Source organism: Brachybacterium sp. J144 (genome assembly GCF_036321705.1).
Lineage (GTDB): Bacteria > Actinomycetota > Actinomycetes > Actinomycetales > Dermabacteraceae > Brachybacterium.
Window position 1 is genome coordinate 160,536 of sequence record NZ_JAZDCG010000034.1, and the last position, 22,135, is coordinate 182,670.

Here is a 22,135-nt window from a genome sequence, read left to right on the forward strand (position 1 = left end):
GTCCTCGGCGGCCTCCTGCTGGGCTCATGCGCCCCGCGGAGGGCGACACGCCCGTCCTCGGGTGTCGGGGGAGCGGCTGTATTCATGCCAGACGAAGAAGAGAGACAGGACGCCATGGCGGGACAGAAGATCCGCATCCGGCTCAAGTCGTACGACCACGAGGTGATCGACAGCTCGGCGCGCAAGATCGTCGACACGGTGACCTCCGCGGGCGCGACTGTGGTGGGCCCGGTGCCGCTGCCGACCGAGAAGAACGTGTTCGTCGTGATCCGGTCGCCCCACAAGTACAAGGACTCCCGTGAGCACTTCGAGATGCGCACGCACAAGCGACTGATCGACATCGTCGATCCCACGCCGAAGGCCGTGGACTCGCTCATGCGTCTCGACCTGCCGGCGGACGTCAACATCGAGATCAAGCTCTGAGGGTGGTGGAGATGAGCAACGAACTGACGGGCCAGAGCGCCCGACCCGTGTCCGGCGTGCTCGGCACCAAGCTCGGCATGACCCAGGTCTGGGACGAGAACGGCAAGCTCGTGCCGGTGACCGTCGTGCAGGCGGCCGGCAACGTCGTCACCCAGATCCGCTCCGTCGAGACCGACGGCTACGACGCGGTCCAGATCGCCTACGGGCAGATCGACCCCCGCAAGGTCTCGCAGCCGCTCAAGGGCCACTTCGAGAAGGCCGGCGTGACCCCGCGCCGTCACCTCGTCGAGCTGCGCACCCCGAACGCCGCGGAGTTCACCCTCGGCCAGGAGATCGACGCCTCGATCTTCGAGGCCGGCCAGAAGGTCGACGTCGTCGGCACCTCCAAGGGCAAGGGCACCGCCGGTGTCATGAAGCGTCACGGCTTCGCCGGCGTCTCCGCCTCCCACGGTGCGCACCGCAACCACCGCAAGCCGGGCTCCATCGGCGGCGCGTCCACCCCGGGCCGCGTCTTCAAGGGCCTGCGCATGGCGGGTCGTATGGGCAACGCCCGTACCTCTGTCCAGAACCTGACCGTCCACGCGGTCGACGTCGAGAAGGGCCTCGTGCTCGTCAAGGGCGCCGTTCCCGGCCCCAAGGGCGGCCTCGTGCTCGTCCGCTCGGCGGCCAAGAGCCCCGTGAAGGAGGCCTGAGCCCGATGGCAGCCAACCTGACCGTCGACGTGCTCGATCCGGCCGGCAAGAAGTCCGGCTCCGTCGAGCTGCCCGCGTCGATCTTCGACGTGCAGACCAACGTCCCCCTGATCCACCAGGTCGTCGTCGCCCAGCAGGCGGCGGCCCGTCAGGGCACCCACCAGGCCAAGACCCGCGGCGAGGTCCGCGGCGGCGGCAAGAAGCCCTGGAAGCAGAAGGGCACCGGTCGTGCCCGTCAGGGCTCGCTGCGCGCCCCGCAGTTCACCGGCGGCGGCACGGTCCACGGCCCGGTGCCGCGCGACTACAGCCAGCGCACCCCCAAGAAGATGAAGGCCGCCGCGCTGCGCGGTGCCCTCTCCGATCGCGCCCGCAACGGTCGCGTGCACGTGGTCTCCTCGCTCCTCGCGGGCGACGCCCCGTCCACCAAGGCCGTCCGCGTGACCCTGTCCCACGTCTCCGACCGCCGGCACCTGCTGGTCGTCGTGTCCCGTGACGACGATCTGGGCGCGCTGAGCTCGCGCAACCTGCCGACCACCCACGTCCTGTACGCGGACCAGGTGAACACCTACGACGTCATGCTCTCCGACGACGTCGTGTTCACCGCCGGTGCGCTCGAGGACTTCGTGGCTCAGGCGACCCTGGCCCTGCCCACCTCGTCCTTCGCCGCCGCTCGCGCGGCGTCCGCCGCCCCGGCCCCGGCCGCTGCGGTGGAGGAGGGCCCCCACGGCGCGGGCTCCGCGGCCCCCCTGGCCGACGGCTCGGCTCCCGAGGGCTTCGACATCAAGGGCAACCAGGGCTCGATGAAGTTCCACACCCCGGACTCCCCGTGGTACGGCCGCACCAAGGCCGAGGTCTGGTTCGCGACCGAGGAGGCCGCCAAGGCCGCCGGATTCGTGAACGCTGTCAAGGAGTCCGCCTCGTCCGATGAGGAGGCCGCCAAGTGAGCGCGCTGAACAAGGATCCCCGCGACATCCTGCTGGCCCCGGTCGTCTCCGAGAAGAGCTACGGCCTGATGGACGAGGGCAAGTACACCTTCGTCGTCGCCGGCGATGCGAACAAGACCGAGATCAAGATCGCCGTCGAGAAGATCTTCGACGTCAAGGTGGCCTCGGTGAACACGATCAACCGTCAGGGCAAGGCGCGTCGCACGCGCTTCGGGATGGGCAAGCGCAAGGACACCAAGCGCGCCATCGTGACCCTGAACGACGGAGCCATCGACATCTTCGGAGGGTCGGTCGCCTGAGGCGGCCGACATCCGAAGAGCCGAAGAGAGTCTGAGGGAAACCCACATGGCAATTCGTAAGAGCAAGCCGACCACTCCCGGTCGTCGCGGCTCGAGTGGCTCCGACTTCGTCGAGGTCACCCGGTCCACGCCGGAGAAGTCCCTGGTGCGTCCGCTGTCCAAGAGCGGCGGCCGCAACAACAACGGCCGCATCACGTCCCGTCACCGGGGCGGCGGTCACAAGCGCGCCTACCGCGTGATCGACTTCCGTCGTCACGACAAGGACGGCGTGAACGCCAAGGTCGCGCACATCGAGTACGACCCCAACCGCACCGCGCGCATCGCGCTGCTGCACTACGCCGACGGCGAGAAGCGTTACATCCTCGCCCCGGCCAAGCTGCGTCAGGGCGACTGGATCGAGAACGGTCCTGCCGCGGACATCAAGCCCGGCAACAACCTGCCCCTGCGCAACATCCCGCTGGGCACCGTGATCCACGCGATCGAGCTCCGCCCCGGCGGCGGCGCGAAGATCGCGCGCTCGGCCGGCGCCTCCGTGCAGCTCGTCGCCAAGGAGGGCCCGTACGCCCAGCTGCGTATGCCCTCCGGCGAGATCCGCAACGTCGACGCCCGCTGCCGCGCCACCATCGGCGAGGTCGGCAACGCCGAGCAGTCCAACATCAACTGGGGCAAGGCCGGCCGCATGCGCTGGAAGGGCAAGCGCCCCCACGTCCGTGGCGTGGTCATGAACCCGGTCGACCACCCGCACGGTGGTGGCGAGGGCCGCACCTCCGGTGGTCGTCATCCGGTGTCGCCCTGGGGTCAGCCCGAGGGCCGTACCCGAAAGCCGGGCAAGGAGAGCGACAAGCTCATCGTGCGCCGTCGTCGGACCGGCAAGAAGCGCTGATAGGGAGAATCACCAATGCCTCGCAGTATCGCCAAGGGCCCGTTCGTCGACGATCACCTTCAGAAGAAGGTGGACGCTCAGAACGAGAAGGGCACCAAGAACCTGATCAAGACCTGGTCGCGTCGTTCGGTCATCACCCCGGACTTCCTCGGCCACACCTTCGCAGTGCACGACGGTCGGAAGCACGTCACGGTGTTCGTCACCGAGTCGATGGTCGGCCACAAGCTCGGCGAGTTCGCCCCCACGCGGACTTTCAAGGGCCACGAGAAGGACGACAAGAAGGGCCGTCGTCGCTGACCTCCGGTCAGCAGCGACTGCGCTTCTCGAATTCGAGAGAAAGCAGGAAGCAATGGAAGCCAAGGCGCAGGTGCGGTACCTCCGCATGTCGCCCATGAAGGCTCGCCGCGTTGTCGACCTGATTCGTGGCAAGAGCACGGCCGAGGCCCTGGACACCCTGCGGTTCGCCCCGCAGGCAGCCAGCGAGCCCGTCCTCAAGCTCGTCGAGTCCGCGATCGCCAACGCGCGGGTGAAGGCAGACCAGGCGGGGGAGCGCTTCGACGAGCGCGAGCTCGTCGTGTCCGCCGCCTATGTCGATGAGGGTCCGACCATGAAGCGGTTCCAGCCGCGAGCTCAGGGTCGTGCCTTCCAGATCAAGAAGCGCACCAGCCACGTCACCGTGGTGGTCGCTCCCGTGAACAAGTAAGGAGCCAAGCGAATGGGCCAGAAGGTCAATCCGAACGGGTTCCGCCTCGGGATCACCACGGAGCACAGCAGCCGGTGGTTCGCCGATTCCACCAAGGAGGGGCAGCGGTACCGCGATTACGTGAAGGAAGACGTCGCGATCCGCAAGCTCATGTCCGAGGGTCTCGAGCGGGCCGGCATCTCCAAGGTCGAGATCGAGCGCACCCGTGATCGTGTCCGCGTGGACCTGCACACCGCCCGCCCGGGCATCGTGATCGGTCGCCGCGGCGCGGAGGCCGAGCGCCTCCGCGGTGAGCTCGAGAAGCTCACCGGCAAGCAGATCCAGCTGAACATCCTCGAGGTCAAGAACCCCGAGGCCGACGCCCAGCTCGTGGCGCAGGGCATCGCCGAGCAGCTCGCTGCTCGCGTGTCCTTCCGCCGCGCGATGCGCAAGAGCATGCAGTCCGCTCAGCGCGCCGGCGCCAAGGGCATCCGCGTGGCGGTCTCCGGCCGCCTCGGCGGCGCCGAGATGAGCCGTAACGAGTTCTACCGCGAGGGGCGCGTGCCGCTGCACACCCTCCGCGCGAACATCGACTACGGCTTCCACGAGGCCCGCACCGCCTTCGGCCGCATCGGCGTGAAGGTGTGGATCTACAACGGCGACGTCACCGCCAAGGAGCTCGCGGCCCAGGCCGCGGCGTCGCAGGGTCAGGGTCCGCGCGGCGGGCGCGGTCCCCGCGCCGAGCGCCCCCGCGGCCGTCGTAACGAGCGCAACGCCGGCGCCCGTCGGGAGACCACGGAGGCTGCAGCGCAGTCCACCGCTCCCGCCGAGCAGGCGGAGGCTCCCGCACAGCAGTCCGGAACGGAGGCCTGAGCGACATGCTGATCCCTCGCAGGACCAAGCACCGCAAGCAGCACCACCCGACCCGCAGCGGCATGGCCAAGGGCGGCACCGATCTCGCGTTCGGCGACTACGGCATCCAGGCGCTCGCGCCGGCCTACGTCACCAACCGCCAGATCGAGGCGGCTCGTATCGCCATGACCCGCTACATGAAGCGTGGCGGCAAGGTGTACATCAACATCTACCCCGATCGTCCTCTCACCAAGAAGCCTGCCGAGGTCCGCATGGGCTCCGGTAAGGGTTCGGTCGAGTGGTGGATCGCCAACATCAAGCCGGGACGGGTCATGTTCGAGATCGCCGGCGTCGACGAGGAGGTTGCTCGCGAGGCCCTGCGCCTGGCGATGCACAAGCTCCCCATGAAGTGCCGCATTCTGAGCCGAGAGGGTGGTGACATCTGATGGCAGCGACCAAGCTCACCGCCGATGAACTGGACAAGCTGGACGACGCCAAGCTGGCCGAGGAGCTGGCGAAGGCCAAGGACGAGCTGTTCAAGCTTCGTTTCCAGTCCGCCACCGGTCAGCTCGAGAGCTCCGGCCGCCTGCGGTCCGTCAAGAAGGACATCGCGCGGATCTACACGATCCTGCGCGAGCGCGAGCTGGGCATCCGTCAGGCCCCCGGCTCCGCCGAGTGACCGCGAAGCGAGGAACAGAGATGACTGAGAACACCCCTGAGGTCGAGGAGCTCCAGAAGGACGGCGCCCACGCCTCCTCCCACGAGCGCCCCTACCGCAAGACGATCCGCGGCTACGTGGTCTCCGACAAGATGGACAAGACCATCGTCGTCGAGGTCGAGGAGCGTGTGAAGCACGCTCGTTACGGCAAGGTCACGACCAAGACCAACAAGTTCAAGGCTCACGACGAGGAGAACTCGGCCGGCATCGGCGACCGCGTGCTCCTCATGGAGACCCGCCCGCTGTCCGCTTCGAAGCGGTGGCGCCTGGTGGAGATCATCGAGAAGGCCAAGTGATCCGACCGTCGTCCTGACGACCGACTGATCGCTACGACGGGCCGGTCCGTCCCCTGCGGGGGAGGGACCGGCCCGTCGGCGTCTCCGGGATGTCCTGCGTCGTCCGGGACGTCCTGCGTCGCGGGCTGCGCTCAGGCGGAGAGCGTCACCAGCAGCGCCCCGGCCAGGGCGTCCTCCGCGCGGGGGGCTGGGATGGTCCGCTCCTCCCCGCCGGGCAGGCGCACATCGACCGCGAAGCCGCCGTCGTCGGTGCGGCGCAGGGCGCGGAAGGCGGGGCCGAGGGCGGATCGCAGCTGGTCCTCGCGGGGGAGCCACACCGCCTCGTGCTGCTCGACCGAGTCGAGAGCCCATTCGGTGGTGCCGTTGAACCGGAGCACCGCGGTGCCGGTGCGGCCGCGGGCGCGCTCGACCACCATCGAGGCGAGGAGGAAGGACTCCTCGCGGAGATCCTCGGTGTCCAGGGCGAAGCGGTCCCCGTCCTCGGGCTCCCAGGGCAGGCCCGCCTCGCGGAGGCGGAGGGCGACGTCGATGTCGATCATGCGGAGAGTCTAGGCGCCAGGAGGAGGTCGCCATGGCGGTCGACGCCGCGGGCGAGCCCCTGCCGGGCACCGACGCGATCCCCGTCGTCGACCTCGACGACGAGCAGCGCGGCCAGCTGGCCGGGAGCGTCTGAGTCGCCGCGGCAGCGGCACCGGTGATCGTCCCGAGGACGGCCGACGGGGTGACGGGTAAGCAAGCCCACACCCGTCAGCCGCCCTCGACGGGGTGACACGCCGCAGCCCGGAGGCGTACGCTTGGACGGTTGCCGGACGACCGCGTCCGCTCGCCCCGCGAGCGCCCGTGTTCGTCCGCGACAGGATCCGGTGCCACCAGATCCGTCCTCGTCGGAGACCTCGCACCTACGGCGAACGCCCCGCGTTCATCCTGCCAGTGCCTGAGTCCGGCCGAGGGTTTTTTGGTGCCCGGGACCGGTCGACGGCGACGTCGCCGATCGGATCCCGATCGGGACGGCATCGGGCACAGTCCACATTCCGTTCCGCCAGGCTCGGCCGGCCCGCTCCGCGGGTGGGAAGAGAACCGGTGAGACGATAGGAGATCGAGTGATTCAGCAGGAGTCGCGACTGAAGGTCGCCGACAACACCGGTGCCAAGGAGATCCTGTGCATCCGTGTTCTCGGTGGCTCCGGTCGCCGTTACGCCAGCATCGGCGACACCATCGTGGCGACCGTCAAGGACGCCATCCCCGGTGGCAACGTCAAGAAGGGCGACGTCGTCAAGGCGGTCGTCGTCCGCACGTCCAAGGAGCGTCGCCGTGCCGACGGTTCCTACATCCGCTTCGACGAGAACGCGGCGGTGATCCTCAAGGCTGACGGCGAGCCGCGCGGGACGCGCATCTTCGGCCCGGTCGGCCGCGAGCTGCGCGACAAGCGCTTCATGAAGATCATCTCGCTGGCACCGGAGGTGCTGTGACATGGCAAAGATGAAGATCAAGAAGGGCGACCTGGTCCAGGTCATCAGCGGCCGCACCAGCGACGCCGACAAGGCCGCCAAGCGCGGCCTCGACGCCGGTGACAAGGGCAAGCAGGGCCGTGTCCTGCAGGTGTTCCCCGACACCCAGCGCGTGCTGGTCGAGGGCGTCAACCGTCGTACCCACCACGTCAAGCCCAACCAGGCCGGCGGCGCGGGCGGCATCGAGCAGCGCGAGGCGCCGCTCCACGTCTCCAACGTGGCGCTCGTCGACCCCGAGGACAACAAGCCCACCAAGATCGGCTACCGCGTCGAGACGGTGGAGCTCGAGAACGGCCGCACCAAGCAGGTCCGCGTCCGCTTCGCCAAGCGCTCCGGGAAGGACATCTGATGTCTGAGACCACCATCACCGAGGTGCCCACCCCGCGCCTCAAGACGAAGTACAACGAGACCATCAAGGCGCAGCTGACCGAGCAGTTCAGCTACTCCAACGTCATGCTGGTCCCCGGTCTGACCAAGATCGTCGTGAACATGGGCGTCGGCGACGCCGCTCGCGACTCGAAGGTCATCGACGGTGCGATCAAGGATCTCACCGCCATCACCGGTCAGAAGCCGCAGGTCACCAAGGCCCGCAAGTCCATCGCGCAGTTCAAGCTGCGCGAGGGCATGCCGATCGGCGCGCACGTCACGCTGCGCGGCGCCCGCATGTGGGAGTTCCTGGACCGCCTGCTGTCCACCGCGCTCCCGCGCATCCGCGACTTCCGCGGCATGTCGCCGAACCACTTCGACGGCAACGGGAACTACACCTTCGGTCTGACCGAGCAGGTCATGTTCCACGAGATCGATCAGGACAAGATCGACCGCGTCCGCGGTATGGACATCACGGTCGTGACCACCGCGAAGACCGACGACGAGGGACGCGCGCTGCTGAAGCTGCTCGGCTTCCCCTTCAAGGAGAACTGATATGGCCAAGACAGCCCTGATCAAGAAGTCGGAGCGCAAGCCGAAGTTCGCGGTGCGCGCCTACACCCGGTGCCAGAAGTGCGGTCGCCCGCACTCGGTGTACCGCAAGTTCGGTCTCTGCCGTGTCTGCCTGCGCGAGATGGCCCATCGCGGCGAGCTCCCCGGCGTCACCAAGAGCAGCTGGTAAGGACTATCGCCACAGGTCCCAGGGAGCCGCGAGGCCCTGAGGGAAACCAGGTGAGGAAGAAGCAACTGACATGACCATGACCGACCCGATCGCGGACATGCTGACGCGGATCCGGAACGCCTCTGGGGCGTACCACGAGACCGCGTCCATGCCGTACTCGAAGCTGAAGAGCCGTATCGCGGACATCCTGAAGGCCGAGGGCTACATCCTGGGCTGGCGCGAGGAGGAGGCCGAGGTGGGCAAGAACCTCGTCCTCGAGCTCAAGTACTCGGACAGCCGTGAGCGCGCCATCTCCGGGGTGCGCCGCATCTCGAAGCCCGGCCTGCGCGTGTACGCGAAGTCCACCAACCTGCCCAAGGTCCTCGGCGGCCTGGGCGTGGCGATCCTGTCCACGTCCTCCGGCCTCCTGACCGACAAGCAGGCTGCCAAGAAGGGTGTGGGTGGGGAAGTCCTCGCCTACATCTGGTGAGCGGGAGAGGAGACCACTAGCTATGTCCCGCATCGGACGCCTGCCGGTCGCAGTGCCGGCCTCTGTCCAGAACGTCACCATCGAGGGCTCCACCGTCACGGTGACCGGCCCCAAGGGCGAGCTCTCGCACGACGTGCCCGCGCCCATCACGGTTACCCGTGGTGAGGACGGCAGCATCGTCGTCGACCGCCCCGACGAGGAGCGCACCAGCCGTGCCCTGCATGGCCTGACCCGCACCCTCATCAACAACATGGTCCTCGGTGTCACCGAGGGCTACACGAAGAAGCTCGAGATCGTGGGCACCGGTTACCGCGTGGTCGCGAAGGGCTCGGACCTCGAGTTCGCCCTCGGCTTCTCCCACCCCGTCGTCGTGAAGGCCCCCGCCGGGATCACCTTCGCCGTCGAGTCGCCCACCAAGTTCTCGGTGAGCGGCATCAGCAAGCAGCAGGTGGGCGAGGTCGCCGCGAACATCCGCAAGATCCGCAAGCCCGAGCCCTACAAGGGCAAGGGCGTGCGCTACGCGGACGAGACCGTGGTCCGCAAGGCCGGAAAGGCTGGTAAGTGATCATGGGGTACGCACTCAAGCACACCAAGGGCAAGGCCGGCTCCCGCCTGCGTTCCCGCGGGCGTCGCCACCTGCGCGTGCGTCGCCGTGTCGTCGGCACGGCCCAGCGTCCGCGCCTGGTCGTCACCCGTTCGGCCCGTCACGTGTTCGTCCAGGTCGTCGACGATGCGCTGGGGAAGACCATCGCGTCGGCCTCGACCATGGAGAAGGACCTGCGCGGCACCGAGGCGTCGAAGTCCGACAAGGCCCGCACCGTCGGCACCCTCGTCGCCGAGCGCGCCAAGGCCGCCGGGATCGACTCCGTCGTGTTCGACCGCGGCGGCAACAAGTACCACGGCCGCGTGGCCGCCGTCGCAGACGGCGCCCGCGAGGCCGGCCTGGCGCTGTGATCGCCGCCCGGACCCAGGACGAGAAGAGGATCTGAACATGGCTGCACAGCAGCGAAGCAACGGTCCCGCGGCCTCCGGCCGACGGGGCGAGAACTCCACGAGCAACGACGATCGCGGCGGCCGCCAGGGCGGCGACCGCGGGGGTCGTCAGGGCCGCGGCCGCGGCGCGCAGCAGGAGGCCGAGAAGTCGGCGTTCCTCGAGCGCGTCGTGAGCATCAACCGCGTGTCCAAGGTCGTCAAGGGCGGCCGTCGTTTCTCCTTCACCGCCCTCGTGGTGGTGGGTGACGGCGACGGCACCGTCGGTGTCGGCTACGGCAAGGCCAAGGAGGTGCCGGCGGCGATCTCCAAGGGTGTCGAGGAGGCGAAGAAGAACTTCTTCCGCGTCCCCCGCATCCAGGGAACCGTCGTCCACCCCGTCCAGGGCGAGGATGCGGCAGGCGTCGTCCTGCTGCGCCCGGCCGCTCCGGGTACCGGCGTGATCGCCGGTGGTCCGGTGCGTGCGGTCCTCGAGTGCGCCGGCGTGCACGACGTGCTCTCCAAGTCGCTCGGCTCGACCAACGCGATCAACATCGTGCGGGCGACCGTCGACGCCCTCAAGCGGCTCGAGGAGCCGGAGGCCGTGGCCGCGCGCCGTGGTCTCGCGGTCGAGGACGTCGCCCCGGCGGCGCTCCTGCGCGCCCAGGCCGAGGGTCGCGCCGCGGCCCGCGCCGAGAAGGTGGGTGCCTGATGCAGATCAAGGTGACCCAGATCCGTTCCGAGATCGGCGGCACCCAGAGCCAGCGAGCCACCCTGCGAGGCCTCGGCCTCAAGCGCATCGGTGACTCGGTGGTGAAGGAGGACCGCCCTGAGATCCGCGGCATGATCCGCGCCGTCACCCACCTGGTGACGTTCGAAGAGGTGGAGTGATCTCTATGGCAGACCAGTCCGATAACCAGAACCCGCTGAAGCTGCACGACCTGCGCCCGGCTCCCGGCTCCAAGACCGCACGCACCCGCGTCGGCCGTGGTGAGGCGTCCAAGGGTAAGACCGCCGGTCGTGGCACCAAGGGCACCAAGGCCCGCTACCAGGTGCCCGTCGGCTTCGAGGGCGGCCAGATGCCGATGCACATGCGCCTCCCGAAGCTGCGCGGCTTCACCAACCCGTTCCGCGTCGAGTACCAGGTCGTGAACCTGTCGACCCTGCAGGAGCTGTTCCCCGAGGGCGGCACCGTCACGGTCGAGGACCTCGTCGCGAAGGGCGCCGTGCGCAAGAACCAGCCCGTCAAGGTGCTGGGCACCGGTGAGGTGAGCGTCAAGCTCGACATCACCGCGCAGAAGTTCTCCGCGTCGGCGGAGCAGAAGATCGCGGCGGCCGGCGGGTCCGTCACCACCGCGTGACTCGTTTTTGACGGGGCATCGCGGCGCAGAATATTCTGTGCCGCGGTGCCCCGTCGTCGTATGCGGGGCCGGTCCGAAAGCCGCGGCGCAGCCGCTGGCGCCGGGACGGACCGGGACGCCTATGGTCCTGTCCCCGGACCTCCAGGAGGGAAAACTCGTGAACTCGTTCGTGCGCGTCCTGCGCACTCCCGAGCTGAGGGCGAAGATCCTCTTCACCCTGGGGATGATCGCGATCTATCGGATCGGCGTCTTCATCCCCACCCCGGGCTTCGATGCCACCAACGTCATGGTGTGCGCGGACCAGGCGCTCGGCGCTGGGGGCGGCGGCGCGCTGGGCATGGTCAACATGTTCTCCGGCGGCGCGCTGCTCCAGCTGTCCATCTTCTCGCTGGGCGTGATGCCGTACATCACCGCCTCGATCATCGTGCAGCTGCTGCGCGTGGTGATCCCGCGGTTCGAGGCGCTCCACAAGGAAGGCGCGGCCGGGACCCAGAAGCTCACGCAGTACACCCGCTACCTGACGATCGGTCTCGCGATCCTCCAGGCCACCACGATCATCACCCTGGTCCGCTCGGGCCAGTTCTTCGTGGGCTGCAGCCTGACGCTGGTCCCCGACCAGTCGATCCCGGCGCAGCTGCTGATGGTCCTCACCATGACCGTCGGCACCGTGCTGATCATGTTCATGGGCGAGATGATCACCGAGCGCGGCATCGGCAACGGCATGTCCCTGCTGATCTTCACCTCGATCGCCGCGTCCTTCCCGGGCGCCATGGGCCAGGTCTGGCAGCTGCAGGGCTGGATGACCTTCTCCCTCGTGATCCTCGTGGCCCTGCTGGTCATGATCGGCATCGTCTTCGTCGAGCAGTCCCAGCGCCGCATCCCCGTGCAGTACGCCAAGCGCATGGTGGGCCGCCGCATGTACGGCGGGACCTCCACCTACATCCCGATCAAGGTCAACCAGGCCGGCGTCATCCCCGTCATCTTCGCCAGCTCGATCCTCGCGCTGCCGCAGATGGCCGCGAGCTTCGGCGACCCCTCCGCGGGCTGGGTCCAGTGGGTCAACGCCCACCTGGTCATGGGCATCTCGTTCTCGTGGATCTACGCCGCGGTCTACATCGCCCTGATCGTCTTCTTCGCCTTCTTCTACACGTCGATCACCTTCAACGCGGAGGAGATCGCCGACAACATGAAGAAGTACGGCGGCTTCGTGCCCAACGTGCGCGCGGGCCGACCGACCGAGCGCTACCTGCGCTATGTGATCAACCGGATCCAGACCCCCGGTGCGATCTACCTCGCGGTGATCTCCGTGATCCCGCTCCTCGCCCTCGTCTACCTGGGGGCCTCGCAGAACTTCCCGCTGGGCGGAGTCTCCGTGCTGATCATCATCGGCGTCGGCCTCGACACCGTGAAGCAGATCGACGCGAAGCTCCAGCAGCACCACTACGAAGGGATCCTCCGGTGACCACCCCCGACACCTCCGCCGAGACCACCGCCCGCCGCCTGCTCATCGTGGGCCCGCCCGGGGCCGGCAAGGGCACCCAGGCCGCGCGCCTCGCCGCCGAGGCGGGGATCCCCGCGATCTCCACCGGCGACATCTTCCGCGCGAACGTCGCCGGCGAGACGGAGCTGGGTCTCCTCGCGAAGTCCTACATGGACAAGGGCGAGTACGTGCCGGACTCGGTCACCAACGACATGGTCCGCTCCCGCCTCGCCGAGGCGGATGCCGCGGACGGCTTCCTGCTGGACGGCTACCCGCGCACCCTCGACCAGGTCGACGCGCTCGACGGGATCCTCGCCGACCTCGGCGCCGCCCTCGACGCGGTGCTGTTGCTCGAGGCCGATGACGACACGGTCGTCGAGCGCCTCATCGAGCGCGGCCGCGCGTCCGGTCGCAGCGACGACACCGAGGAGACCATCCGCCACCGGCTCTCGGTGTACGCGGCGCAGACCACCCCGCTGATCGACGTGTACGAGGCGCGCGGGCTGGTCCGCCGCGTCGACGGCATGGCGTCGATCGACGAGGTCACCGCTGCTCTGCGCGAGGCGCTGCGCACCCGATGAGCATCCTCCCGGAGCGCGTGGAGCTGAAGACCCCCGAGCAGATCGCGGTCATGCGCCGCAGCGGTCATCTGCTGCACCGGGTCCACGACATGCTCGCCGAGCACGTGCGGCCGGGAGTGACCACGAAGCGTCTGGACGAGCTCGCCCACACGATGATCCGCGACGAGGGCGCCGTGCCGAACTTCCTCGGCTACCAGGGCTACCCCGCGACGTTGTGCATCAGCGTCAACGAGGTCGTCGTGCACGGCATCCCCGACGACACCGTCCTCGCCGAGGGCGACGTCGTCTCCATCGACGGCGGACTGATCATCGACGGCTGGCACTCCGATGCCGCGCGCACGCACATCGTCGGGGAGCCGCGCTCCACGGCCGACGAGGACCTCGTGCGGATCGCCCGCGAGGCCCTGTGGGCCGGCATCGCCGCGCTCGCCACCGCGCAGCGGGTCGGCGACGTCGGCGCCGCGATCGAGGACCTCGTCGAGGCCGAGGCGGGGGAGACGCTCTCCCACCTCGAGGGCTTCGGCGGCCACGGCATCGGCACCGCCATGCACCAGGCCCCCGACGTCATGAACTACCGCACCCGCACCCGCGGCCCGAAGATCCGCCCCGGCCTCTGCGTCGCGATCGAGCCGATGCTCATCCAGGGCGACGGCGCCTGGGAGATGGACGAGGACGAGTGGACCGTCCGCGCCCTCTCCGGCGGCCGCGCCGCGCACTGGGAGCACTCCGTCGCGGTCACCGAACAGGGACTGCTGGTGCTCACCGAAGGCGACGGCGGCGCCGAGGAGCTCGGCCGGCGCGGGATCCGGGCGGCCCCCGACCCGCTCACGGCAACCGGAGCGTGACGGGCATCATCGCCCTGCACTCTCGCCCCTGCGGCGAGCCGCGTGTACGCTGGACGACTGGGTGTGCTCCGCGCGCGTTCCTCGCATGCGGTCGCGCAGACCCGTCGCCACGACCCCCGTTCCGGCACGTCCGGTCCGGGGACCGACGTCGACGCTGCGCCTCGGCCCGCCCGTGACCTCGACCTGCGCCATCCGGCGGGGGAGGGTCAGGACCAGGAATGCGGAACTCGGTCCCCGGTGCGCCGGGGACGAGAGATTGGGGAGGCATGGCCAAGAAGGACGGCGTGATCGAGGTCGAGGGCACGGTCACGGAGGCGCTCGCGAATGCGCGTTTCCGCGTCGAGCTCGACAACGGGCACAAGGTGCTCGCGCACATCTCCGGGAAGATGCGCCAGCACTACATCCGCATCCTTCCCGAGGACCGCGTGGTCGTCGAGCTGAGCCCCTATGACCTCGACCGGGGCCGCATCGTCTACCGCTACAAGTGATCGTCCCGGGAGAAGGAAGCTATGAAGGTCAAGCCGAGCGTCAAGCCGATCTGTGACAACTGCAAGGTGATCCGTCGCCACTCGCGCGTCATGGTCATCTGCTCGAACCCCCGTCACAAGCAGCGCCAGGGCTGAGTCCAGCCGCGGCACCGCCGTGACCGCCCCTCACGAGGGGCACAGCCCGCCCAGCGGGCACCACACAACAGAAGAGACGACACCACCGGCACGGCCGGTCACCCGCAGTCGGAGGCTGCGGCGCCACGGGAGCAGCCCGCGGCGAGGTGTCGGATCAGGCCTCCGAGACAAGTAGGAGAGAACTGCTATGGCACGTCTGGTGGGAGTGGATCTTCCGCGCGAGAAGCGGGTCGAGATCGCCCTGACGTACATCTTCGGCGTGGGTCGTACCCGTGCCCTGGAGACCCTGGCCGCCACCGGGGTGTCCGGCGACAAGCGTGTGAAGGAGCTGACCGACGAGGAGCTCGTCCAGCTGCGTGATCACATCGAGGCGAACTACATGGTCGAGGGTGACCTCCGCCGCGAGGTGGCCGCCGACATCCGCCGCAAGGTGGAGATCGGCAGCTACCAGGGCCTGCGCCACCGCCGTGGTCTGCCCGTGCGCGGCCAGCGCACCAAGACCAACGCGCGTACCCGCAAGGGCCCCAAGCGCACCGTCGCCGGCAAGAAGAAGGCCCGCTGATCCACGGCTCCTGCCGTCGGAGCGCGTCTTCGCACCCCGTTAGCACCTCGCGCCGCTGAGGGATCCGGCGCCCCACACACCACCAGAGGAGTTCTGCCGCATGGCAACCAAGACCCGTCAGGCCGCAGCGCGCAAGCCGCGTCGCAAGGACAAGAAGAACGTCGTCAACGGCCAGGCCTACATCAAGAGCACGTTCAACAACACGATCGTGTCGATCACCGACCCCACCGGCGCCGTCATCTCCTGGGCCTCCGCCGGCCAGGTCGGCTTCAAGGGCTCGCGCAAGTCGACCCCCTACGCCGCGCAGATGGCCGCCGAGGCCGCTGCCCGCCGCGCGCAGGAGCACGGCATGAAGAAGGTCGACGTCTTCGTGAAGGGCCCGGGCTCGGGCCGCGAGACCGCGATCCGCTCGCTCACCGCGACCGGCCTCGAGGTCGGCTCCATCCAGGACGTCACCCCGCAGCCGCACAACGGCACCCGTCCGGCCAAGCGCCGCCGCGTCTGACCTCGCAGACGGCGGTGCCGGGCCCGGAGCCCGCACCGCCGTCGGCACCTGGAACCATCCACCTCTAGGCCCACCGCCCCCTTCTGAGCGTCATATGGCGGACGCTCGCGGAAAGGATCACCAGTGCTCATTGCACAGCGCCCCACGCTGACCGAAGAGGTCGTGTCGGACAACCGCTCCCGGTTCGTCATCGAGCCGCTCGAGCCGGGCTTCGGCTACACCCTCGGCAACTCCCTGCGCCGCACCCTCCTGTCCTCCATCCCCGGCGCCGCGGTCACCTCGATCCGCATCGACGGCGTGCTGCACGAGTTCAGCACCGTCCCCGGGGTCAAGGAAGACGTCACCGAGGTCATCCTCAACATCAAGAACCTCGTCGTCTCCTCCGAGAACGACGAGCCCGTCGTGATGTACCTGCGTCGCGAGGAGTCCGGCCGCGTCACCGCCGCCGACATCACCCCGCCCGCCGGTGTGGAGATCCACAATCCCGACCTGCACATCGCGACCCTCAACGAGAAGGGCCGCCTGGAGATCGAGCTGATCGTCGAGCGCGGTCGCGGCTACGTCTCCGCCGCGCAGAACAAGGGCATCGACGGCGAGATCGGCCGCGTCCCGGTCGACTCGATCTACTCGCCGGTCCTCAAGGTGACCTACAAGGTCGAGGCGACCCGTGTCGAGCAGCGCACCGACTTCGACAAGCTCATCGTCGACGTCGAGACGAAGCCCGCCATCTCCCCGCGCGATGCCATGGCCTCCGCGGGCAAGACCCTGGTCGAGCTGTTCGGCCTGGCCCACGAGCTGAACCAGGAGGCGGAGGGCATCGAGATCGGCCCCTCGCCGACCGATCAGGCCCTGGCCGCCGATCTGGCCCTGCCGATCAACGACCTGAACCTCACGGTCCGCTCGTACAACTGCCTCATGCGCGAGGGTGTGCACACCGTCGGCGAGCTGACCGCGCGCTCCGAGGCCGACCTGCTCGACATCCGCAACTTCGGGCAGAAGTCCATCGACGAGGTCAAGGCGAAGCTCGCGGAGCTCGGGCTGTCGCTGAAAGACTCCCCGGCCGGGTTCGACCCGTCCGCGCTCGAGTCCTACTCGGACGACTTCGGCGACCAGTACTGACCTTCACACTTATCCACTAGGAGAACGACCATGCCTGCACCCACCAAGGGCGCGCGCCTCGGCGGGTCCCCCGCGCACGAGCGGATGATCCTCTCGGGCCTCGCCACCGAGCTGTTCCGCCACAAGGCGATCACCACCACCGAGACCCGGGCCAAGCGCCTGCGTCCCGTCGCCGAGCGCCTGATCACCCAGGCCAAGAAGGGCGACCTCGCCTCCCGTCGCCGCGTGATGCGCAGCATCCGCGACAAGGGCGTCGTCTACTCGCTCTTCGAGGAGATCGCCCCCACCTTCGCCGAGCGTCCCGGCGGCTACACCCGGATCACCAAGGTCGCGCCGCGCAAGGGCGACAACGCCCCCATGGCCGTGATCGAGCTGGTCCAGGAGGCGTACTCGCCGAAGCAGGCCGTCGTCAAGGAGGCCGAGGGCGCCGCGAAGAACGCTGCGAAGCCCGCCGCCGAGGATGCCGACGTCACCGCCGAGGAGACCCCGGTCGTCGAGACCGCGGAGGAGACCACCGCCGCGGAGGAGACCGCCGCCGCCGAGGAGACCGACAAGGCCTGAGGCCCGGTCGAGAACCGCTGCACCGCCGAGGGCGGGTCGAGGGAGTGATCCCCCGACCCGCCCTCGGCGCATCTCGCGGGGCGCCGGCCCGGGATGGCGGCATGGGATGGCGCCACGAAGTGGCGGGGACTTCCGGCAGTCTGTCCGGAAATGTTCTGGAACAGGTGGGGAGATCGTGACCATATGGTCATCGAGACCCCTCCCGGGGTGGTCTACGGTGGACGGCGGGCCCCGTCCCGAGGGTGCCCGTCCGCAGTACGTAGACACCCGGAGCTCATCATGTCCCAGCGGTCGCTTCCCCCCGCCTCCGCCCCCCAGTCCTCGACGTCCGCGCTCAGCCGGCGGGGCCTCCTCGCCGCCGCGGCCGTCGCCGTCCCCGGCGCCTCCCTCGCCCTGAGCGCCGCGCCCGCGAACGCCGATCCCGCCGTCACCGGCGGGGAGACCCGCGTCGTGGACGTGCCCCTGTCCGAGGCGGAGCTGATCGAGGTGGACGGCGCCCCCGTGCGCGACCTCCCGCAGCAGCCCGCCACGATGGTGGGCGTGACCTGGCCCGCGGCGGCGGACGCGCCGACGGTGCAGGTGCGCGGGCTGCAGTCGGATGGGTCCTGGACCGCGTGGGAGCTGCTCGAGACCGCCGAGGACCCGCAGACGGGCGAGGACGCGCCCGGCACCGAGGTGGCCTGGATCGGGGTGGTCCAGGCGCTGCAGGTCCAGGTCGAGGTCGACGGTGCCGATGCCTCCGAGCAGGCCGTCGCCCACCTCGTCACCACCTCGGCCGCCCCCGATGACGAGAGCGTCGCGGAGGAGGCGGTCGCCGCCGCGGAGACGGAGGACAGCGGCGAGCAGTCCGGGACCAGCCCGAAGGCCGCCCGGATGACGACTTTCGCCGCCCCCGCGTCGACCTCCGCCGTCGGCCCGGGCGCCCCGACGATCACCTCGCGCGCCGCCTGGGGCGCCGACGAGTCCCTGGTGCGCGGCACGAGCGGTGCGAAGCGCCTCAAGGGCGTGGTGCTGCACCACACCGCCGGCACCAACAACTACACCTCGAGCCAGTCCGCGCAGATCGTGCGCGGCATCCTCACGTACCACACCCAGTCCCTGGGCTGGGCGGACATCGGCTACAACGTGCTCGTCTCCAAGTACGGGCAGATCTTCGAGGGCCGCCACGGCGGGCTGCACCGGAACATCATCGGCGCCCACGCCTACGGCTTCAACACCGGGAGCTTCGGCATCTCGGTGATGGGGAACTACTCCTCGGGCACGGTGCCGGCAGCGGCGACCTCCGCCGTCGCCCGGGTGGTGGGCTGGAAGCTGCTGAGCACCTTCCACACCTCCGCCACCTCGAGCGCCACCTGGACCCCGGGCTCCGGTACCAAGTTCCCCGCCGGGAAGACCGTGACCCTCCCCGTGCTCTTCGCCCATCGCGACGTGAACAGCACCGAGTGCCCCGGGGACTCGCTCTACGCGAAGCTCGCCTCCCTCCGCAGCGCCGCCCAGCAGCAGATCGACGGCGGCTGGAAGGAGCACCTGTGGGCCTTCCAGGGGGCGGGCGGCGAGGCGGTCCTCGGCACCGTCGTCGAGGGCGCCCACACCACCGGCGCGTACACGGCGACCCTGCTCACCAAGGGGCTCGTGCTCCAGAGCGGCGGGAGTGCCGCGGGCTACGCCACGCCCTTCGGGCCGGACTGGGAGGCGTCCTGGGGGCGCCCGACCAGCGGCGTGCACACGAACGGCTCGACCTTCTCGCAGGCCTTCGAGAAGGGCGTGGCGGTGTCCCGATCGGGAGCGGTCAGCTTCGGCGCCGCCCGCTTCGTGGACGTCCCCCCGGGGACCATGTACAAGGAGGAGATCGAGGAGCTCGCCGGTCGCGGCATCACCACCGGCTGGCCCGACGGCACCTACCGTCCGCTCTCCCCGATCCAGCGCGACGCGATGGTGGTCTTCCTCTACCGCGCGCTGGGGGAGCCCGCCTTCACCCCGCCCACCACCTCGCCGTTCACGGACATGCCGCGCAGCCGCATGTACTACAAGGAGGTCACCTGGGGCCGGGCCCGCGGCATCGTCGAGGGTTGGCCCGACCGCACCTTCCGCCCCACGGCGTCGATCGAGCGCGGGGCGGTCGCGGCTTTCCTGTACCGTGCTTCGGGGAGCCCGGCGGTCCGCGCCGGCAGCCCCTTCCGGGACGTCCCGGCGGACCACCAGTTCGCGCGGGAGATCACGTGGCTCGCGAGCACCGGCATCACCACCGGCTGGCCGGACGGCACCTTCCGGCCGAAGGATGCGATCGCCCGCGACGCGATGGCGGCCTTCATGGTCCGCTGGATGGAGTACCGCGGGCTGTGACGCGCTGAGCGACCGGCCCCTTCACGAAGGAGATGCCGGTGAGGGTCGCCCTGCTGTGCGATGTCGACCAGACCGTCTACCACGTCGGGGACGAGGCGATCGCGACCTCGACCACCCGCCGGCTCGAGGCGCGGGGCCTCCAGGTCACGCGCGTCAGCCGGCACGAGAAGTACGGCCCGGGCGGGCGGGCCGCGGCCCGCACCCTGCCCGCGCTCACCTTCCCCTGGCCGCTCGAGCAGCGGGCCGCCTATCTCGGCGAGATCCGACGGGTCCTCGCCGGGGAGCCGGGCGCCCTCCCGGCGGAGGACAAGCTCCACGCCATCCTCGAGCGGCTGCGGGAGGTCGACGCCCTCGTGATCGGCGGCGGCGGCAGCCTCACGTCTCGCTACGGCTGGCTGCTCGATGAGCGGATCGCGACCGCGGAGGCGGCCCGCTCCCTCGGCAAGCGCGTCGTCCTCAGCGGGCAGAGCCTCGGCCCCGAGCTCACCGACGCCGATCGCGCGGCGGTGCGCTCCCTGCTCGACTCCTGCGACCTGGTGGGGCTGCGGGATGCGCTGAGCGTGCGGATCGCCCGGCAGATCGCCCCCGATCATCCGGCGATCGTGCAGGTCCTCGACGACGCCCACGGGCTCGGCCTCCCGGAAAACGGCACGGCGCCCGAGCTCGATGAGCGGCTGCTCTCGGTGACCCTGGGCGGGGACGGCGACCCCTTCCCCCGCGAGCAGTACGCGGGCATCGCCGCGGCCCTGATCGACGCCGTGGTCGTCCGCACCGGCGCCCGGGTGCAGATGGTCCCGCACATGGCCGATCCGGACAGCGGCGGGGGAGACCTCGACCTGCACCGGGAGGTGGCGGCCCGGGTCGCGGCCGAGGTGGAGCTGCTGCCGATCGAGCTCGACACCGCCTCCGCCGCCCGTACCAGCGCGGCCGGCTGGGTCCTCAGCACCCGGTTCCACCCCGTCGTCTTCGGCGCCGCTGCCGGGGCCGCGGTCCTGGCGGTGCCGTTGAACCGCTACGGGGCCACCCGCATGGACGGCGCCCTGCGCGCCCACGGTCTCGCGGGAGGCGCCGTGCCGCTCGCGGCACTCTGGGATCCGATCTCCGGCGGACCCTCGGCGCTGGTGGACGAGGTGGCGGACGCCCTCGTCGCCGCCCGTCCCGCCGAGCGCGAGCACCTGCGCGCCCGGGCCGGCGGCCTGCGCTCCGCGGGGGAGTCCTGGTGGGACGGGGTCGTCGACGTGCTCTCCGGCGCACGGACCGCGTCCGAGGTCGCCGCCGCCGTGGAGCCGGGGCCGGCGCCGCGGCAGCGCTGGCCCGAGCCGCTGCGCCGCGCCCTCGCGCCCTACAGCACCGCGGTCGAGGCGGCGCCCGCGCCGTCGGCCGCGATCATCCTCCGCACCCGCGACCGGCTGCGCCTGCTGGACCGCGCGATCCAGGACGTCCTCGCCCAGACCCGGCAGGACTGGGAGCTCGTGGTCGTCGACGACGCGGGCGATGCCGCCGCGGTGGACGCGGTGCTCGCCCGCCATGAGGGCGAGGCCGCCGGGCGGATCCGGGTCCGCCACCGCGCAGCGTCCACCGGGATGGAGGCCGCGAGCAACGAGGGCCTGCGGGCGAGCACCGCGCCGCACATCGCCGTCCATGACGACGACGACACCTGGCACGCGACCTTCCTGCAGGAGACCCTCGCCCACCTCGGGGCGCATCCCGAGCAGGAGGCGGTCGTGGTGCGCACCCTGATCGTGCACGAGCACGAGACGGCGACCGGCTTCGTCGAGGACGAGGTGTTCCCGTCCTGGCCCGAGATCGCCGGGGTGCGGCTGGTCGACTACCTGGCCGTGAACCGCAACGTCCCGATCGCGATGCTCCACCGCCGCCGCGTGCACGAGGCGATCGGGGAGTACGACGAGTCGCTGCCCGTCGTGGGCGACTACGCATTCCACCTCGCGCTGCTGCAGCACGCCGAGGTCGGCTTCCTGGATCGTCCGCTCGCGCAGTGGCGCCATCGCCGCCAGGCCGCGGGGGCGAGCAGCAACTCGATGTACGCGCTGAGTGACGGCCACCGGCACTACGACGCCGTGCTGCGGGAGCGCGCGCTGCGCGAGTGGACCCGCGAGAACGGGATCGGCCTGCCGCTGTTCCTCGCCCGGAACACCGAGAGCACCGTCGAGCGCAGCGAGGAGCGCATCCTCGAGGAGCTGCGCGCGCTGCGCGAGGAGGTCGCCGAGCTGAGGGCCCGCCGGTCCCCGCTCGAGGAGCTGGGCCGACGGGCCTATCGGAGGGTGCGGCGCGGCCGCTGATCCGGCGGCCGC

At 70.0% G+C, this 22,135-nt stretch carries 33 protein-coding genes; 32 read left to right on the top strand and 1 reads right to left on the bottom strand.

Annotated features, from left to right (window positions below; genetic code table 11):
- Nucleotides 1-114 precede the first annotated feature (114 nt).
- From rpsJ to rpsQ, 11 genes are read left to right on the top strand one after another with little or no spacing between them, the layout of a single operon-like run.
- Entirely contained in the window at nucleotides 115-423 is a 309-nt protein-coding gene (gene rpsJ / locus V1260_RS14130; protein WP_010550334.1) for a 30S ribosomal protein S10, read from the top strand.
- An 11-nt stretch (nucleotides 424-434) separates the two neighbouring features.
- Nucleotides 435-1,115 carry a 50S ribosomal protein L3 gene (gene rplC / locus V1260_RS14135; protein ID WP_329747463.1) on the top strand — a complete coding sequence of 227 codons (681 nt, stop codon included), beginning with the start codon at nucleotides 435-437 and terminating at the stop codon, nucleotides 1,113-1,115.
- 5 nt (nucleotides 1,116-1,120) lie between these two features.
- Complete coding sequence (gene rplD, locus V1260_RS14140) at nucleotides 1,121-2,059, top strand: 50S ribosomal protein L4, sunset domain variant (RefSeq protein WP_329747464.1); 939 nt, start codon at nucleotides 1,121-1,123, stop codon at nucleotides 2,057-2,059.
- Nucleotides 2,056-2,358 carry a 50S ribosomal protein L23 gene (gene rplW, locus V1260_RS14145; RefSeq protein WP_329747465.1) on the top strand — a complete coding sequence of 101 codons (303 nt, stop codon included), beginning with the start codon at nucleotides 2,056-2,058 and terminating at the stop codon, nucleotides 2,356-2,358. Before rplD ends, rplW begins: the two co-directional genes overlap by 4 nt.
- Before the next feature lie 46 nt (nucleotides 2,359-2,404).
- Nucleotides 2,405-3,241 (top strand): 50S ribosomal protein L2, encoded by an 837-nt coding sequence (gene rplB, locus V1260_RS14150; protein WP_329747466.1) that lies wholly within the window; start codon nucleotides 2,405-2,407, stop codon nucleotides 3,239-3,241.
- Nucleotides 3,242-3,256: 15 nt separating this feature from the next.
- Nucleotides 3,257-3,538, top strand: a complete 282-nt coding sequence (rpsS, locus tag V1260_RS14155; RefSeq protein WP_010532528.1) for a 30S ribosomal protein S19 — start codon at nucleotides 3,257-3,259, stop codon at nucleotides 3,536-3,538.
- A gap of 52 nt (nucleotides 3,539-3,590) precedes the next feature.
- A complete protein-coding gene (rplV, locus tag V1260_RS14160; RefSeq protein ID WP_184324232.1) occupies nucleotides 3,591-3,944 on the top strand; it encodes a 50S ribosomal protein L22 in 354 nt (117 codons plus the stop codon).
- A 12-nt stretch (nucleotides 3,945-3,956) separates the two neighbouring features.
- Nucleotides 3,957-4,796, top strand: a complete 840-nt coding sequence (rpsC, locus tag V1260_RS14165; RefSeq protein ID WP_329747467.1) for a 30S ribosomal protein S3 — start codon at nucleotides 3,957-3,959, stop codon at nucleotides 4,794-4,796.
- Nucleotides 4,797-4,801: 5 nt separating this feature from the next.
- On the top strand, nucleotides 4,802-5,221 hold the full coding sequence (gene rplP, locus V1260_RS14170; RefSeq protein WP_329747468.1) for a 50S ribosomal protein L16: 420 nt from the start codon (nucleotides 4,802-4,804) through the stop codon (nucleotides 5,219-5,221).
- Nucleotides 5,221-5,454: a 50S ribosomal protein L29 gene (gene rpmC / locus V1260_RS14175; RefSeq protein ID WP_329747469.1), complete on the top strand. Its 234-nt coding sequence runs from the start codon at nucleotides 5,221-5,223 to the stop codon at nucleotides 5,452-5,454. The genes rplP and rpmC overlap by 1 nt, the downstream gene beginning before the upstream one ends.
- Nucleotides 5,455-5,474: 20 nt before the next feature.
- Nucleotides 5,475-5,789 carry a 30S ribosomal protein S17 gene (gene rpsQ, locus V1260_RS14180; protein ID WP_329747470.1) on the top strand — a complete coding sequence of 105 codons (315 nt, stop codon included), beginning with the start codon at nucleotides 5,475-5,477 and terminating at the stop codon, nucleotides 5,787-5,789.
- Nucleotides 5,790-5,920: 131 nt separating this feature from the next.
- On the opposite strand, the gene V1260_RS14185 is transcribed toward rpsQ, so the two are convergent.
- Nucleotides 5,921-6,328 carry a hypothetical protein gene (locus V1260_RS14185; RefSeq protein WP_329747471.1) on the bottom strand — a complete coding sequence of 136 codons (408 nt, stop codon included), beginning with the start codon at nucleotides 6,326-6,328 and terminating at the stop codon, nucleotides 5,921-5,923.
- Nucleotides 6,329-6,889: 561 nt separating this feature from the next.
- Between V1260_RS14185 and rplN the strand changes: the two genes are divergently transcribed.
- The 21 genes from rplN to V1260_RS14290 all read left to right on the top strand — a co-directional run bounded on the left by rplN (nucleotide 6,890) and on the right by V1260_RS14290 (nucleotide 22,123).
- Entirely contained in the window at nucleotides 6,890-7,258 is a 369-nt protein-coding gene (rplN, locus tag V1260_RS14190) for a 50S ribosomal protein L14 (protein WP_329747472.1), read from the top strand.
- Nucleotide 7,259: 1 nt separating this feature from the next.
- Complete coding sequence (rplX, locus tag V1260_RS14195; protein ID WP_329747473.1) at nucleotides 7,260-7,646, top strand: 50S ribosomal protein L24; 387 nt, start codon at nucleotides 7,260-7,262, stop codon at nucleotides 7,644-7,646.
- Nucleotides 7,646-8,218 carry a 50S ribosomal protein L5 gene (rplE, locus tag V1260_RS14200; protein ID WP_329747474.1) on the top strand — a complete coding sequence of 191 codons (573 nt, stop codon included), beginning with the start codon at nucleotides 7,646-7,648 and terminating at the stop codon, nucleotides 8,216-8,218. Before rplX ends, rplE begins: the two co-directional genes overlap by 1 nt.
- Before the next feature lies 1 nt (nucleotide 8,219).
- Nucleotides 8,220-8,405: a type Z 30S ribosomal protein S14 gene (locus V1260_RS14205; RefSeq protein WP_329747475.1), complete on the top strand. Its 186-nt coding sequence runs from the start codon at nucleotides 8,220-8,222 to the stop codon at nucleotides 8,403-8,405.
- A gap of 70 nt (nucleotides 8,406-8,475) precedes the next feature.
- A complete protein-coding gene (gene rpsH / locus V1260_RS14210) occupies nucleotides 8,476-8,874 on the top strand; it encodes a 30S ribosomal protein S8 (RefSeq protein ID WP_329747476.1) in 399 nt (132 codons plus the stop codon).
- A 22-nt stretch (nucleotides 8,875-8,896) separates the two neighbouring features.
- Nucleotides 8,897-9,439, top strand: a complete 543-nt coding sequence (gene rplF / locus V1260_RS14215; RefSeq protein WP_329747477.1) for a 50S ribosomal protein L6 — start codon at nucleotides 8,897-8,899, stop codon at nucleotides 9,437-9,439.
- A gap of 2 nt (nucleotides 9,440-9,441) precedes the next feature.
- Nucleotides 9,442-9,828 carry a 50S ribosomal protein L18 gene (rplR, locus tag V1260_RS14220; protein WP_329747478.1) on the top strand — a complete coding sequence of 129 codons (387 nt, stop codon included), beginning with the start codon at nucleotides 9,442-9,444 and terminating at the stop codon, nucleotides 9,826-9,828.
- Nucleotides 9,829-9,865: 37 nt separating this feature from the next.
- Nucleotides 9,866-10,555, top strand: coding sequence for a 30S ribosomal protein S5 (gene rpsE, locus V1260_RS14225; RefSeq protein WP_329747479.1), 690 nt, complete (start codon nucleotides 9,866-9,868; stop codon nucleotides 10,553-10,555).
- The gene (gene rpmD / locus V1260_RS14230) at nucleotides 10,552-10,734 is read left to right on the top strand and encodes a 50S ribosomal protein L30 (RefSeq protein ID WP_329747525.1); all 183 of its coding nucleotides are present in this window, start codon (nucleotides 10,552-10,554) and stop codon (nucleotides 10,732-10,734) included. The genes rpsE and rpmD overlap by 4 nt, the downstream gene beginning before the upstream one ends.
- 5 nt (nucleotides 10,735-10,739) lie before the next feature.
- The gene (rplO, locus tag V1260_RS14235; protein ID WP_329747480.1) at nucleotides 10,740-11,204 is read left to right on the top strand and encodes a 50S ribosomal protein L15; all 465 of its coding nucleotides are present in this window, start codon (nucleotides 10,740-10,742) and stop codon (nucleotides 11,202-11,204) included.
- Nucleotides 11,205-11,361: 157 nt separating this feature from the next.
- Nucleotides 11,362-12,666, top strand: coding sequence for a preprotein translocase subunit SecY (secY, locus tag V1260_RS14240; RefSeq protein WP_329747481.1), 1,305 nt, complete (start codon nucleotides 11,362-11,364; stop codon nucleotides 12,664-12,666).
- Nucleotides 12,663-13,265 (top strand): adenylate kinase, encoded by a 603-nt coding sequence (locus tag V1260_RS14245; protein WP_329747482.1) that lies wholly within the window; start codon nucleotides 12,663-12,665, stop codon nucleotides 13,263-13,265. The genes secY and V1260_RS14245 overlap by 4 nt, the downstream gene beginning before the upstream one ends.
- Nucleotides 13,262-14,110 carry a type I methionyl aminopeptidase gene (map, locus tag V1260_RS14250; protein ID WP_329747483.1) on the top strand — a complete coding sequence of 283 codons (849 nt, stop codon included), beginning with the start codon at nucleotides 13,262-13,264 and terminating at the stop codon, nucleotides 14,108-14,110. The genes V1260_RS14245 and map overlap by 4 nt, the downstream gene beginning before the upstream one ends.
- Nucleotides 14,111-14,376: 266 nt before the next feature.
- A complete protein-coding gene (gene infA, locus V1260_RS14255) occupies nucleotides 14,377-14,598 on the top strand; it encodes a translation initiation factor IF-1 (protein WP_010532507.1) in 222 nt (73 codons plus the stop codon).
- Between the two features lie 21 nt (nucleotides 14,599-14,619).
- Nucleotides 14,620-14,733 (top strand): 50S ribosomal protein L36, encoded by a 114-nt coding sequence (gene rpmJ / locus V1260_RS14260; RefSeq protein ID WP_010532506.1) that lies wholly within the window; start codon nucleotides 14,620-14,622, stop codon nucleotides 14,731-14,733.
- A gap of 187 nt (nucleotides 14,734-14,920) precedes the next feature.
- A complete protein-coding gene (gene rpsM, locus V1260_RS14265) occupies nucleotides 14,921-15,295 on the top strand; it encodes a 30S ribosomal protein S13 (RefSeq protein WP_329747484.1) in 375 nt (124 codons plus the stop codon).
- Between the two features lie 100 nt (nucleotides 15,296-15,395).
- The gene (gene rpsK, locus V1260_RS14270) at nucleotides 15,396-15,800 is read left to right on the top strand and encodes a 30S ribosomal protein S11 (RefSeq protein WP_329747485.1); all 405 of its coding nucleotides are present in this window, start codon (nucleotides 15,396-15,398) and stop codon (nucleotides 15,798-15,800) included.
- 123 nt (nucleotides 15,801-15,923) lie between these two features.
- Entirely contained in the window at nucleotides 15,924-16,919 is a 996-nt protein-coding gene (locus tag V1260_RS14275; protein WP_329747486.1) for a DNA-directed RNA polymerase subunit alpha, read from the top strand.
- A gap of 30 nt (nucleotides 16,920-16,949) precedes the next feature.
- A complete protein-coding gene (gene rplQ / locus V1260_RS14280; protein WP_329747487.1) occupies nucleotides 16,950-17,480 on the top strand; it encodes a 50S ribosomal protein L17 in 531 nt (176 codons plus the stop codon).
- Between the two features lie 279 nt (nucleotides 17,481-17,759).
- Entirely contained in the window at nucleotides 17,760-19,823 is a 2,064-nt protein-coding gene (locus V1260_RS14285) for an S-layer homology domain-containing protein (protein WP_329747488.1), read from the top strand.
- Between the two features lie 38 nt (nucleotides 19,824-19,861).
- Complete coding sequence (locus tag V1260_RS14290) at nucleotides 19,862-22,123, top strand: polysaccharide pyruvyl transferase family protein (protein ID WP_329747489.1); 2,262 nt, start codon at nucleotides 19,862-19,864, stop codon at nucleotides 22,121-22,123.
- Nucleotides 22,124-22,135 lie beyond the last annotated feature (12 nt).